General features: G+C 54.8%; 9 protein-coding genes. 6 read left to right on the top strand and 3 right to left on the bottom strand.

Annotated features, from left to right (window positions below; all coding sequences use genetic code 11):
* Both B145_RS28945 and B145_RS28670 read right to left on the bottom strand, forming a co-directional pair.
* A partial coding sequence (locus tag B145_RS28945) for a beta strand repeat-containing protein (protein ID WP_425425595.1) occupies window positions 1-2,243 on the bottom strand: 2,243 nt, incomplete at its 3' end.
* 663 nt (window positions 2,244-2,906) lie between these two features.
* Complete coding sequence (locus tag B145_RS28670) at window positions 2,907-3,905, bottom strand: c-type cytochrome (protein ID WP_157288415.1); 999 nt, start codon at window positions 3,903-3,905, stop codon at window positions 2,907-2,909.
* A 449-nt stretch (window positions 3,906-4,354) separates the two neighbouring features.
* Here B145_RS28670 and B145_RS0113570 point away from each other — a divergent pair, with 449 nt between their 5' ends.
* Complete coding sequence (locus tag B145_RS0113570; protein ID WP_018608063.1) at window positions 4,355-4,843, top strand: type II secretion system protein; 489 nt, start codon at window positions 4,355-4,357, stop codon at window positions 4,841-4,843.
* Window positions 4,844-4,894: 51 nt separating this feature from the next.
* On the top strand, window positions 4,895-5,308 hold the full coding sequence (locus B145_RS0113565; RefSeq protein WP_245541864.1) for a type II secretion system protein: 414 nt from the start codon (window positions 4,895-4,897) through the stop codon (window positions 5,306-5,308).
* 650 nt (window positions 5,309-5,958) lie between these two features.
* Here the strand turns inward: B145_RS0113565 and B145_RS0113560 are convergent.
* The gene (locus tag B145_RS0113560; RefSeq protein ID WP_018608059.1) at window positions 5,959-6,972 is read right to left on the bottom strand and encodes a LysR family transcriptional regulator; all 1,014 of its coding nucleotides are present in this window, start codon (window positions 6,970-6,972) and stop codon (window positions 5,959-5,961) included.
* A 118-nt stretch (window positions 6,973-7,090) separates the two neighbouring features.
* On the opposite strand from B145_RS0113560, the gene B145_RS0113555 reads away from it, so the two are divergent.
* The 4 genes from B145_RS0113555 to B145_RS0113540 all read left to right on the top strand — a co-directional run bounded on the left by B145_RS0113555 (window position 7,091) and on the right by B145_RS0113540 (window position 13,906).
* A complete protein-coding gene (locus B145_RS0113555; protein WP_018608057.1) occupies window positions 7,091-7,915 on the top strand; it encodes an alpha/beta hydrolase in 825 nt (274 codons plus the stop codon).
* Between the two features lie 103 nt (window positions 7,916-8,018).
* A complete protein-coding gene (locus B145_RS0113550; protein ID WP_018608055.1) occupies window positions 8,019-9,185 on the top strand; it encodes an efflux RND transporter periplasmic adaptor subunit in 1,167 nt (388 codons plus the stop codon).
* Window positions 9,186-9,196: 11 nt separating this feature from the next.
* Window positions 9,197-12,385, top strand: coding sequence for an efflux RND transporter permease subunit (locus B145_RS0113545; protein WP_018608054.1), 3,189 nt, complete (start codon window positions 9,197-9,199; stop codon window positions 12,383-12,385).
* A gap of 15 nt (window positions 12,386-12,400) precedes the next feature.
* The gene (locus B145_RS0113540) at window positions 12,401-13,906 is read left to right on the top strand and encodes an efflux transporter outer membrane subunit (protein WP_018608052.1); all 1,506 of its coding nucleotides are present in this window, start codon (window positions 12,401-12,403) and stop codon (window positions 13,904-13,906) included.
* The last annotated feature ends 105 nt before the right edge of the window (window positions 13,907-14,011 follow it).

The raw sequence follows: 14,011 nt of genomic DNA, 5'->3' as shown, positions 1-14,011 counted from the left end.
GTGTTCCCCACCAGGGTGTCGCCACTGAGGCTGAGCTCTATGTTCTGCCCTGTTGCCCCCGTGAAGGTGTAGGTGGCGTTTTGACCTGAGGCCAAACTCAGGCTGANCGGTGTGCCTGCGGTGAGGGTTCCTGTCAAATCGGCCTGCAGTCCCAGCGTAAGAGCACCAGCAAGCCCGCCGTTTGGCTGGACACGAATCTTGTAAGTGCCATTGACCGGCAAAGCATTCAAAACCAATGCTGTTGAGGTAGCTGCGCCGGAACTATAGGACAGGCTTACCGAATTTAACTGTGTGCCATCTGGCTTATAGATGTAGATACTCGTCGGACCAACCAACGTATCTCCACTCAAGCCCAATCCAAGATTCTGTCCCGCCGTTCCATTGAAGGTGTAGGTGGCGTTTTGCCCAGCAGCAAAATTCAACGCAACCGGAGTCCCTATCGCGAGTACCCCTGTCAAATCCGACTGAAGACCCACAATGATGCTACCTGCTACACCACCACCTGGTTTTACGCGCAGGAGATATGTGCCCGTAGTAGGCAAATTGTTCAATGCAATCGCAGTCGAAGACCCATTACCGGAACTGTAGGACAAACTGTTTGACGACAACAAACTGCCATCTGGTTTGTAGACATAGATTGCGGTATTACCCACCAAAGTATCGCCAGCGATATCCAAACCGAGATTTTGTCCTACCGTCCCGTTGAACGTATACGCCGCATTTTGCCCTGCGGCCAAATTGAGTGTAACGGGCGAACCTACTGTCAGGCTTCCTGAAACATCCGCCTGCAATGTCAATGTAATGCTTCCGGCAGCCCCTGCACCATGTTGCACAGACACCACATAGGTACCTGTTTGAGGTAATTTACTCAACGATAGTGCTGACGTACTACCGTTGCCAGATGTATAGGAGATGCCTTGAGAATTCACCAAGGAGCCATCTGGCGCATAGACATATACATTCGTAGTTCCAACCAGCGTATCTCCTGTTAGCGCCAAACCAAAATCCTGCCCTGAGGACGCGGTAAAGGTATAGGTCGCATTCTGCCCATTGGCCAGACTAGCTGTAACAGGAACGCCCACCGTCAAGACACCAGCAACGTCAGCTTGCAAATTCAAACTGACACTACCTGCGGATGGTGCGCTATGTTGAATCCGTACAGTATAGGTACCTGTTGCAGGCACCCCTCTGAGCGCAAGTGCTGTCGCAGTCCCAACCCCACTTGAATATGACAAATTAGTCGAACTGAGCGTAGTGCCGTCTGGTTTATATACAGAAACCGAAATTGTACCGACAAGCAAATCGTCCGTGAGCGCTAAATTGAGGTTCTGCCCCGATTGAGCGGTGAATGTATACGTAGCATTCTGCGCTGCCGCCAACTTAGCAACCAATGGGGTTCCTATTACCAAAACGCCTGTCACATCTGTTGGCAAGCCCAAACTAATATTACCTATCGCCCCACCCAATGGCTGTACACGGATAGTGTAATCACCGGTTGAAGGCAAATTACTGAGAATGAGTGAAGAAAAACTACTAGAGCCTGATGCATATGGCAAAGTGATTGATTTCAACAAGGAGCCATCTGGCTTATACACATTGACAAGAGTTGAACTCTGCAATAAATCCGAGCTTACTAACAAATTAGGACTTTGCCCCTGACTTGCGGTAAAGACATAGCTTCCGGCTTGATATGCAATAGCGGAACTGAACTTAACCGATCCGCCCAAAGAAAGAGTACCATTTACATCAGCAACCAATTTGGCATAAAAAGAAGCCGCTGAAGTTGCACTCAAGGTTATTTGATAAACACCTGACGCAGGTAGGTAGGGTAAGGAGCATGCTGGCTGAGCAGCGGCGATTGTGCATGTAGCCAAAACACTGCCGCTACTTTGGCTGATAGAAGCATTAACCGATACACCTGAGGCAACGACCAAATCTGACAGCACCAAGGTAAGCCCTTGCCCTGTCGAACCCGTGAATGTAAAGATTTGGCTTTGGTTTGCAGCAAGCTGCACGGAAATAGAGGAACCACCTGAAGCTGTTGCAGGCCCGACGACAAAATTGCTTGCGGTTTGCACAGTACCGAGACTGTTTTGTACGGCAATTAAGCCTGTTGTCGCTCCCTTTGGAACCGTGACAACTAGGCTGCTCGTGCTGGCACTCACAACGGCAGCAGCCACCCCATTGAAAGTCACCGTATTTTGGGCTGCCGTGGTATTGAATCCGCTCCCTGTCAGCGTCACGCTGGTCCCGACAGGCCCGGCTGCTGGCTCAAAGTCTGTAACAGTCAAACTGGAAGAAGATGCGTTATTGATGGCGGTAATGTTACCAGCCGCATCATAACCATATTCAAATGGAACCCCGGATACAGGTATGACTTCTACGAGTCTGCCCGCAGCGTCATAAGAATACTGAACGCTAGCAAAAACAATTTTTGATAGTGATAGAGCTGCAGCCAACAGCAACAAATATCGAATACAACGGACACACAATGAACGTTGCTGCACAGCCGCCCCCGATTTCAATTCGTGATTATTCGTTTTTGGTATTAAGCCAATCCAATGACCACAACAGCCAACTTTGGATCATAGATAGGCCTGGCATACCCATTCTGGGCAGGGATTGTAACGGCCTGTTTCAGAAACATTCAATCAGACATTTCTTACAGGCCTCACGAATCCGTACGTTTTGCTTTTAATATTCTTTTAAAAATCAACAAAATAGTAGACCACATACCGTTCATCTGAAAGCTGCTCCGAATACACGTCATAGTCTGCCCCTTCCTAAAGGTTGGATCTCGGCATAGCCCAGGCGAATCAGTTCGACCAAGAAAAAGTATGCATCCGCAACCATGACTAAAGACCCTCCATACGTTTTTGTAATGTGCCGGCCCGACTTCTCAGGCCTCAGTACAACCCTGCCACATAGCCTGCTACCGACTCGATTTCGTCCTGGGTCATGCGTTTCGTAATGGCTTGCATTGCTCCAGAAAGATCATTCGTCCTACTGTCTGTTTTAAAGGCATTCAGCGTATTTGCTATGTAGTCAGCAAACTGCCCCTGAAGGCGAGGACGCAAGGGGGCCCTCCCCTGACCGTTAAGTCCGTGACAACCAGCGCAGGCAGGTATATTCCTGTCCTTGTCTCCTGCTTGCCAGATACGTTGGCCGAGATCAAAGGTTTGGAGGAGCTTTGACTTTTCTGGGATTAAGATCTTTTCAGAGTAATAACCTGCCAAAGCTTTGAAATCTGAATCGGAAAGACTGACTAGAAACGGAAGCATGGGAGCGACTACGCGAGCAGGTGGCTGACCGTTTTGAGCTTTAATATCATGGAGCTGTTTATATATATAGGTTCTATTCTGTCCAGCAATTTTGGGTATTGTTGAGACAGCACCGCTCCCCTCCTGACCATGACAACCTGCACAAATTGTTTCCGCTATCATGCGCGCATGCAATAAATCGTCCGTAGAGCGATAACCCATGATTGCCGTCTTGACAGAGAGAGTAATCAGTTTGGCCACATCGCTCGATAAGATGACATTGAAACTGGCCGTATAGCCCGTCGCAGGCTGAACATGAACCGTATAAGTGCCATTGGCAGGGAAAACAGGCAGATTGCAGCGGCCGCCACTGTTTGAGTGGTAGAATGTCCCACAATTTGCAAGTACTGTATTGTTGTCTGGCCCAATTACTTGGACGGATACGTTACCTCCCGACGGCGTGGTACTCAAATTGCTCAAGCCCAAGCCTAAACGTTGTCCGATCGAACCTGCAAAGCTGTAAGCGCCATTTTGGCCTTGTGCCAAGACAGCGCTATATGCTTTCCCATCTGTCAATGGATGACTGACTGTAGATGCAAAAATGGGAGATAGTGCATTTAAGCCCCACGCTGTCAGCAACAACACAAACCGTCTCAAGCAAACAATAGCAAGCTGCGACTGCACAATACATCCCCGGATTCAATTGCGAATATTCTTTTTAGGTTTTCCCCACTGTTTCAAATATGAACCCTCGAATCCTTGTGCCATAAGGATTATGACCAAGCTGAAACGGGCATTATTTCTCAAAACAGTCGGCGAAAGCGCAAGAATTGTACAGATTGCCTGCAAATTTTGACCTGATATTTTTCTGACAGACTCAACTACAAACCAGAATACTTACTCGATTTTCTAAAACACTTTGTTGAAAATCAAAGCACTAGACAGTAAACGCCGTTCGTCATAAAACCATGTCGTTAGATATTTGATGGGCAAATAGCGTATGTTATCTGACGTTTTGCGGTTCAACCGGTTATGATTTATCCGTTTCTTGAAAATTCTCCACTGTCTTACTGCACTATATTGGTGCTTTCCATATGCGTCATCACCGTTTGAGAAGAATCACAGGTTTCACGCTGATCGAGATTGTCGTTGTCGTCACGGTCGTCGGAATCCTCGCGTCAGCTGCGTTTCCGATTGTGCATATTGTTGAGCAGCGCTCACGGGAATCCGAGTTGCGTCTTGCACTGCGGCAAATCCGCAATGCAATCGATACGTATAAAGAATATTCCGACACGGGCCGAATTGAAAAGAAGGTGGGGGACTCGGGCTATCCTCATTCTTTGGACGAGTTGGTTCATGGCGTACCAGATCAAACGCTTCCAGACAAAAACATGATCTACCTTTTACGGCGCTTGCCTCGTGATCCGATGTACCCGGATACCACCGCGCCTGCTGCTCAGACCTGGGGACTGCGCAGTTATGCAAGCCCGCCAGACAACCCGCAGGCGGGGCAGGATGTGTTTGATGTATTCTCACTCTCTGAGAAGTGCGGGCTGAACGGTGTTTCGTTCAAAGAATGGTAAGCATGGTAGCAAGGGGCAATTGCTGTTCTGTACGTTATCTGAACCAACCAGGTGGAAAATTTGATTTGTCTTCATCAATCTCGTGGACAGAATAAAGCACGTTCAATAGGTTTCACGCTTGTTGAATTGCTGGTGGTGATGAGCATTGTTGCATTGCTGGTTTCGATTGCGGCACCTCGTTACTTCAACCATGTTGAGCGCGCCAAGGAGAACAGCCTTCGCCAAAGCCTTGCTACCATGCGCGATGCTATTGATAAGTTTCAGGCTGATCGCAACCAGCTGCCCGACAGTCTTGATGATCTGGTCGCGCAGCATTATTTACGCTCAATCCCCAAAGACCCCTATACAGACTCGGCCCAAAGCTGGGCGGCCATGCCTTCTCCTGAGGACGGGACGGGGGTCTATGATGTGCATAGCGGTGCAGAAGGCAATACGCAAGATGGCACGCCTTTGAATGAGCTGTAGATGAGACTTCAACGAGAGCGTGGATTTGGCTATTTGGTGCTCATCTTTGCACTGGCCGCGATGGGGCTCCATTAGCGGGCCTGGGACAGATTTGGCATCTCAATACACAGCGTGAGAAAGAAACCCAGCTTCTTGATATAGGCCGTCAATTCAGCGCGGCGCTGGAGAGCTATCGTCGCCTGTCCCCTGCAGGTCAGCCTGATATACCTGCGAATTTAGCTGATTTGCTTGAGGATAAACGCTTTCCCAACCCTGTACGCCACCTGCGTAAATTATTTCGGGACCCGATGACAGGCCAGGCCGATTGGCAGACGCAAACCTTCCAAGAACGAATCGTCGGTGTTAGTAGCCGATCTGAGCGCACAGCTTTGCGTTCAATTGGAGTCATTGCCTAATTTTGTGCGGATTGGCGGGAATCATCTGAACAACACACGCTACTACGATTGGGTTTGGATCGTGGAAAACCTGCTGCCAATCCACCTGTAGAGAGAAATCCAATTGGAAAATAGTGAGGTCTAATCTATCCCGGTCCGTCAATCTACACAAGACATCGCAGCCTGGAAGAGTATGAACGTATGATCGCTCAATGACAACTTCGTGTAGCGCATAAGCCCCGATCACCGTCTCACAGGAAGGTTATGAATAGGTTCCTAGAGAGCGCCGATACTGTTCATCTGATCGATCTCCTGACGCAGTGTATTAGTTGGGGATTGGAGAGGAAGCGCGGAGCAACCGTCGGAGCGTACGTCGACGCCACTGAGTAAAGGACAAGAGCTGAAAAGTTCGGACACCCAATCGACAAAGGCACGTACCTTGGGTGAAAGATGTCGGTTTTGCAGATATGCAACCGAGATAGGAATCGGCGAAGGGGATAATTGCGGCAGCACTTCAATAAGCTTCCCGGACTCCAGGTATTTATGTGCCATAAAGCGCGCTACCTGAGTCAGCCCAATTCCCTGAAGCGCACATTCAACATAAGCCTCGCCATCGTTAACGGAAACCATGCTTTTCATCTTCACGGGCACCGTCTGGCCGTCAACCACGAAATCCCAGTCGATGATGCGGCCAGTGCGGCTGGAGAAATAATTCACCGCCACATGATGCGCCAGATCCTCAATGCACGTGGGGACTCCATGGCACTCCAGATATTTGGGTGCTGCACAGGTAATCACTTTGAAACTGGCGATGCGCCTGGCAACCAAAGTAGAGTCTGCCAATTCGCCGCCACGTATCACACAATCCACCGCTTCGCTGACCAGATCGACATGCCGATCACTCATCCCGATTGCGAGTTCTACTTCCGGATACCTCTCGTGAAAATTATACAATTTGGGAATCAGGATCTGTCGCCCAATGATCGAAGGCACATCAACACGTAGACGCCCGCTCGGGCCTTTAGCTGCATCGCGGAAAGATGCTTCGGTCTCCTCAACCTCGCCGAGAATTCGGATGCAATGTTCATAGTACGCGGCACCATCCGGCGTCAGGCTGATGCGACGGGTGGTTCGGTTAAGCAGACGTACCTGCAAAGTGGCCTCAAGCTGCTGGATGATGATGGTCACCGTCGTTCTGGGCATACCCAAACTGTCTGCAGCCCGCGAAAAGCTGCTGGCGTCCACTACCCGCACGAACACCTGCATTGCTTGAAAACGATCCATTGCCATATCTGCGGTCCTGATTGTTAGCTGTACCGGAATAGTATTGTCGAAATTCGAGGATTTATCCAGACAGGAAAAACATTGAGAATGATTTCATCCCGTAACGTTTTAACTGTCCGGCCCAATGTACGCTTCGTCGCCTCCTTCGATCAGCCGCCTCGAGCGGCGCTTCACCGCTCCCACCGGTGAGCGCAGCCTGCGCATCTATCGTCCAGAGACTGAGGTTTCCAGCTTACCGGTGGTCCTGTACTTGCACGGCGGTGGATTTGTGGGAGGCTGTCTGGACGATGTGGAAGGGATCTGCCACTTCTTGGCAAACCGTTGCAATGCACTGGTAATTGCCGCTGAGTATGCATTGGCACCAGCACACCCGTTTCCCGCCGCACCGGAAGATGCTTATGCAGCGATTCTCTGGATATCCCGCCATGCCGCTAGCCTGGGCGGCGACGCCCGACGCTTGGCTGTAGCAGGAGACGATGCAGGAGGCAATCTAGCCGCATCGCTCACGCTGATGGCACGTGACCGTGGAACCCCGGATGTGGCCGCCCAAGTGCTGATTGCCCCACTCCTGGACCCGAGCATGACGCGTTTGGGAAACGGTGAGCAACTCAATTCGGATATCGACGCTTCTACCTGCGCGAACTACTATCGGCAGTACCTGCCCATGCCACGCCAGCGCTTGCACCCTTACGCCGCGCCACTCATCTCCACGCGCCGCACCGGGCTGCCGCCAGCGCTAATCCTCACTGCGGGCTGCGATGTGTTGCACCGTGAGGCCGAAATGTATGCAGAGGCGCTGATCGGAGCGGGGGTGCCGACCCAAGTGGTCCGCTATCCACTCGTTACTCACGCCGCGCTCTCAAGTCATGTTCCGGCACGCGAAGAAATTGTGCATTTTCTGCGTCGCCGTCTGCGTGAGATGCCAGCAGACAGCCGAATGAACACGTAGTTCCTTGGGGTATTGCCCGGTGTTGTACCCGTCAATGGCTGTGTGCCATGGGTACCTCATGTAAGTCCCTCTCCCTCATCCAACACTCACAGAGGAAATCATCATGCTTACAAATCATAAAAATCGCCTCATCGCGGCCTCCGTGGCGGGGCTGCTCTGCGTGGCCGGAGCCTTTACCGTGCAGCATTACGCAGAAGCCAAGCCACAGGCTCAGTCCCCTGCGCCCTCTGCTGTCACAGTGGATGTAGCGGAAGTCCACCAGCGGAACGTGACTGAATGGAAGCAGTACTCTGGCCATCTCGAAGCGGTTGAGCACGTGGACGTGCGCCCCCAGGTCTCCGGCATGTTGACCGCCGTGCATTTCAAGGACGGCAGCCTTGTGCGCAAGGGGGATCTGTTATTTACCATCGATCCGCGCCCCTTCGAGGCAGAAGTTGCTCGCGCACAGGCCCAGCTTGCAGGTGCTGAAGCGCGTGCCGCATATACGGCTGACGATCTGGCCCGTGGCCAACGACTGCTCGCAGACAACGCGATTGCCCGCCGCGACTTCGATGAAAAGCAGAATGCTGCGCGTGAAGCTCGTGCCAATCTGCAAGCAGCCCAAGCCGCACTCAAGACCGCGCAGCTCAACCTTGAATATACCCGCATCACCGCCCCGATCGCAGGACGAACCTCGCGCGCCGAGGTGACCGTAGGCAACTTGGTGGCTCCTGCCAATAGCGCTGCGCTGACCACCCTGGTTTCGGCAGATCGCATCTATGCCGCATTTGATGTGGATGAGCCAAGCTACCTGCAGGTCATCAACGCTGCACAGGGCAAAGATCTGCCTATTCACCTCGGGCTGGCCGACAGCGAGGACTATCCGCTGACCGCCAGACTCAGTTCGATCGATAACCACCTCGACAGTACGTCCGGCACGATCAAACTGCGCGCTGTGCTCGACAACCGCAATGGCCGACTCGTACCAGGCCTTTACGTACGCGTGAAACTGGGGAGTTCAAACCAGCATAAAGCGATCTTGATTGACGAGAAGGCCATTGGTACCGATCAGGCCAAGCGCTTTGTGCTGGTGGTCAATCCCCGAGGCCAGACCTCCTATCGAGAGGTGCGCCTGGGTAGCCTGCAGGATGGGTTGCGTGTAGTGGAAAGCGGCTTGGCTGAAGGCGAACGCATCGTGGTTAACGGTCTGCAACGAGTGCGCCCTGGTGATACGGTCACACCCCATCCTGTGCAAATGGGCGCTACAGAGCCTGATGCCAAAAAAATCTGAGGACATCCCCAATGAATATCTCAAAATTCTTCATTGATCGGCCGATCTTTGCAGGCGTGCTATCTATCCTGATCCTTCTGGGTGGGGTGCTGGCATTATTCCAGTTGCCGATCTCCGAGTACCCTGAGGTCGTGCCGCCCTCAGTGGTAGTGCGCGCTCAGTATCCGGGCGCCAACCCCAAGGTCATCGCCGAAACCGTCGCCTCTCCGCTGGAGGAATCCATCAATGGCGTCGAGAACATGCTTTACATGCAGTCTCAGGCGAACAGTGATGGCAATCTCACGATCACCGTCAACTTCAAGCTCGGTGTCGACCCCGACAAAGCCCAGCAACTGGTGCAGAACCGCGTTTCGCAGGCCCTGCCACGCCTACCCGAGGATGTGCAGCGTCTCGGCGTGACGACGCTGAAAAGCTCGCCCACGCTGACCATGGTGGTGCACCTGATCTCGCCGGACAACCGCTATGACATGACCTACCTGCGCAACTACGCGGTGCTCAACGTCAAGGATCGCCTTGCTCGCATCAAGGGCGTGGGTGAGGTAGGTTTGTTCGGCTCCGGCAACTATTCCATGCGTGTGTGGCTTGATCCGCAGAAGGTTGCCCAGCGCGGCCTGACGGCGTCCGATGTGGTGCGCTCGATTCGAGAGCAGAACGTGCAGGTGGCCGCCGGTGTGATCGGCGCCTCGCCAGCCGGGCCGGATGTACCACTGCAACTCAACGTCAACGCCCAGGGACGCCTGCAAAGCGAGGGGGAGTTTGCCAATATCATTCTGCGTACCTCCCCCGACGGCGCGGTGACTCGCCTTGGCGATGTAGCCCGCATCCAGCTCGACGCCTCGGAATACGGTCTGCGGTCCCTGCTCGACAATAAGCCTGCAGTGGCCATTCCGATCTTCCAGGCGCCCGGCTCGAATGCACTGGATGTCTCGGCCCAGGTGCGTGCTGCAATGGCCGACATGGCCAAGGATTTCCCCTCTTCCATCCAATACAGCATTGTGTATGACCCCACGCAGTTCGTGCGTGCCAGCATCAAGGCCGTGATTCACACGCTGCTCGAAGCCATCGCGCTGGTGGTGTTGGTGGTCATCCTGTTCCTGCAAACCTGGCGCGCTTCCATCATCCCATTACTGGCCGTACCGGTCTCGATTGTCGGCACCTTCGCACTAATGTTGGGGTTTGGCTATTCGATCAATGCACTCTCGCTGTTCGGTATGGTACTCGCCATCGGCATTGTAGTAGATGATGCCATTGTGGTAGTGGAAAACGTCGAGCGCAACATTGAGGCGGGTCTTTCACCACGAGAAGCCACCTATCGGGCCATGCGTGAAGTCTCCGGGCCGATCATTGCCATTGCGCTCACACTCGTTGCAGTCTTCGTGCCGCTCGCCTTCATGACGGGGCTCACCGGGCAATTTTACAAGCAGTTTGCGATGACGATCGCCATCTCCACGGTGATCTCGGCATTCAACTCGCTGACGCTCTCCCCTGCGCTCTCCGCCCTGCTGCTCAAGGGTCATAGTGAAGCGCCGGATTGGTTGACTCGCCAGATGAACCGCTATCTGGGACGTTTCTTCGCTGCCTTCAACCGCTTCTTCGGCCGTGCCTCGGAACGCTATGGCCAAGGCGTGAGCGGCGTGGTCACGCGCAAGGCCTCGGCCATGATGGTGTATGCCATCCTGCTGGCAGCCACCATCGGTATCTCCTATCTTGTGCCCGGTGGTTTCGTGCCTGCACAGGACAAGCAGTACCTGATCGGTTTCACCCAATTACCCAATGGCGCTTCACTGGACCGCACGGAAGCCGTTATCCGCAAGATGAGCGATATCACCCTGGCGCAGCCCGGCGTGGAAAGCGCTATCGCCTTCCCTGGCCTTTCTATCAACGGCTTCACCAACAGTTCTTCAGCCGGCATCGTCTTTGTGGCACTCAAGCCGTTTGAGGAGCGCCAGCGCGCGGAGTTATCTGCTGGCGCCATTGCCGGAGCACTTAACCAGAAATTTGGCGCCATCCAGGAAGCATTTATCGCCATATTCCCGCCGCCGCCCGTGATGGGGTTAGGCACGGTAGGTGGCTTCAAGCTGCAGATTGAAGACCACGCTTCGGTAGGCTATGCAGAGCTCAACAACGCAGCCAACGTCTTTATGGCGGCGGCCGCCAAGGCACCAGAACTGGGGCCGATGTTCTCCAGCTACCAGATCAATGTGCCACAGCTTGATGTGGATCTGGATCGCGTCAAGGCCAAGCAGCAGGGAGTCTCCGTCACTGATGTATTCGACACCATGCAGATCTATCTGGGGTCGCTCTACGTGAATGACTTCAACCGCTTTGGCCGCACCTATCAGGTTCGGGCACAGGCAGATGCTCCATTCCGGGCCCATCCGGAAGACATCCTGCAGCTCAAGACGCGTAATAACCAAGGTGAAATGGTGCCATTGTCATCGCTTGTCAGCGTGCGTCAGAGTTTTGGCCCGGAAATGGTGGTCCGCTACAACGGTTACACCGCTGCCGACATCAATGGTGGCCCCGCGCCCGGTTACTCGTCGGCCCAGGCCGAAGCCACCGTCGAGCGCATTGCGCGGGAGACGTTGCCACGCGGGGTGCGCTTCGAGTGGACGGATCTTACCTACCAGAAGATCCTCGCCGGCAATGCCGGAATCTGGGTGTTCCCGATCAGTCTGCTGCTGGTCTTCCTAGTGCTGGCCGCACAGTATGAAAGCCTCACGCTGCCGCTGGCGGTGATTCTCATCGTGCCGATGAGCATCCTGGCTGCGCTCACCGGCGTGTATTTCACGGGAGGGGACAACAACATATTCACCCAGATTGGTCTGATCGTGCTGGTGGGGCTGGCCTGCAAGAATGCCATCCTCATTGTTGAATTCGCCCGCGAACTCGAAATGCATGGTGCGACACCGCTGCAGGCCGCCATCGACGCTAGCCGTCTGCGTCTGCGCCCGATACTGATGACCTCGGTGGCCTTCATCATGGGTGTGATCCCCCTGGTGGCTTCTACGGGTGCTGGTGCCGAGATGCGCCATGCCATGGGCGTGGCAGTGTTCTTCGGCATGCTCGGGGTGACCTTCTTCGGGCTCTTCCTCACGCCCGCCTTCTACGTAGTGCTGCGCAAGCTCGACCGCAGCCACCGCCTGCACACCGCAGCGCCGCACGAAGCGCCGCTGACACCAGCCCATATCCCTAACTGATTGCAGGAGAACTCCATGACGAATTCCTCCCCCGCCCCTACACTATCCCCTCTGCTGCGTGGCCTGCCGCTACTCGCGGCACTGATGGCCGTCGCCGGCTGCTCGCTGGCACCACACTATGAGCGTCCCCCTGTGGCCACCCCCGCTGCATTTAAGGAACAGTTGGCCGACCCGCAATGGAAAACAGCTGAGCCCGCCGAAGCCAGCCCGCGCGGCGAATGGTGGACGGCTTTTGGCGACGCGCAGCTCAACCAGCTCGAAGCCGAGGCAGCGGCGGCCAACCAGGATCTGCAGGCTGGCATGGCCCGCCTGCTGCAGGCCCGTGCTCAGGTACAAAATTCCCGTGCCGAATACTTCCCGCAGATCGGCGTAGGGGCCGGCGCCACCCGCCAGCGTCCTTCGCCAGCTTCGCAAGGACTTGCCCCGGATGCGCACACAGAGATCTCAACCCTGTGGCGCACCCAGGGGACGGTTGCCTACGAACCGGATCTATTCGGGCGAATCCGTTCGAACGTGGACGCAGCCACCGCCACACGTGAGCAAAGTGAGGCGCTCTTCCTGTCGCTGCAACTGACGATTCAAGCCGATGTGGCGCAGAGCTATTTCACGCTGCGCGAACTCGATGCCCTAAGCGCCGTGTATGCAGATACCCTGCGTCTGCGAGAGGAAACCACTCGCCTGATCCAGCATCGCTTCGATGAAGGCGACATCAGCGAGCTGGAGCTAGCCCAATCCCGCACGGAACTGGCCCAGGCCCATGCCGAATCCCTTGGGGTGGCGCGCCAGCGCGCAGTGGCCGAGCACAGCCTGGCGATCCTGCTGGGCAAGGCGCCTGCAGACTTCGGCCTGCCCCCCAGCCCGCTGCAGGCGATTGCGTTGCAGATTCCGGCTGGCGTGCCCTCCACCCTGCTCGAACGTCGGCCAGACATCGCCGCAGCCGAAGGTGCCATGGCAGCGGCCAATGCGAGGATCGGGGCAGCCCGCGCAGCCTACTTCCCGCGCCTGAGCCTAACCGGTAACTTCGGTTTCGAATCGGCCGATCTCTCTGATCTCTTCAAGTGGAGCAGCCGCACCTTTGCTTTTGGCCCGCTGGTGGGCACCGCACTCACGCTGCCGCTCTTCGACGGCGGCGCCCGCCGCGCCGGGGTGGATCTGTCCAAGGGCGTATATGCCGAACAGGTAGCAAACTACCGGCAGACCGTGTTGCGGGCGTTCCGCGAGGTTGAAGACGATCTGGCCCAACTGCGCCTACTGCACGAGCAGATGCAGGCGCAGAACCAAGCGCTTGTTTCGGCACAACGCAGCTCGGCACTCTCGAAGACGCAGTATCGCGAAGGCTCGGTCAGCTATCTGAACGTGATGGATGCCGACCGCAGTGTGCTACAGCAGCAGCGTAGCAACATTCAGTTGGAAGCGGAGCACGTTCGTACAACGATAGATTTGATCCGCGCTTTGGGTGGAAGCTGGGGGCCAAGTGATGTTGTACTTGCTCAACAGGTTGAGAACCCGCACACGGACTGATCTATACGAGGGTCGCTCCATCATTCTTATAAAAGCCGCCCTGCTGGTGATATCGCTTCTCGCGGCTGCTGCGGCTCCATCCTTCAGTATGTTGCTGGCCGCAAT

The sequence above is a fragment of the Uliginosibacterium gangwonense DSM 18521 genome, from assembly GCF_000373965.1.
Taxonomy (GTDB): domain Bacteria; phylum Pseudomonadota; class Gammaproteobacteria; order Burkholderiales; family Rhodocyclaceae; genus Uliginosibacterium; species Uliginosibacterium gangwonense.
Note: the sequence above shows the minus strand (reverse complement) of the source record. Positions and strands in the feature narration are given on the sequence as shown.

Bases quoted from the DNA above. Each gene is read 5' to 3' on its own strand.
- B145_RS0113550 (WP_018608055.1), top strand. From the start codon at position 8,019: ATGCTTACAAATCATAAAAATCGCCTCATCGCGGCCTCCGTGGCGGGG.
- B145_RS0113540 (WP_018608052.1), top strand. From the start codon at position 12,401: ATGACGAATTCCTCCCCCGCCCCTACACTATCCCCTCTGCTGCGTGGC.
- B145_RS0113555 (WP_018608057.1), top strand. From the start codon at position 7,091: ATGTACGCTTCGTCGCCTCCTTCGATCAGCCGCCTCGAGCGGCGCTTC.
- B145_RS0113570 (WP_018608063.1), top strand. From the start codon at position 4,355: ATGCGTCATCACCGTTTGAGAAGAATCACAGGTTTCACGCTGATCGAG.
- B145_RS0113560 (WP_018608059.1), bottom strand. From the start codon at position 6,972: ATGGCAATGGATCGTTTTCAAGCAATGCAGGTGTTCGTGCGGGTAGTG.
- B145_RS0113545 (WP_018608054.1), top strand. From the start codon at position 9,197: ATGAATATCTCAAAATTCTTCATTGATCGGCCGATCTTTGCAGGCGTG.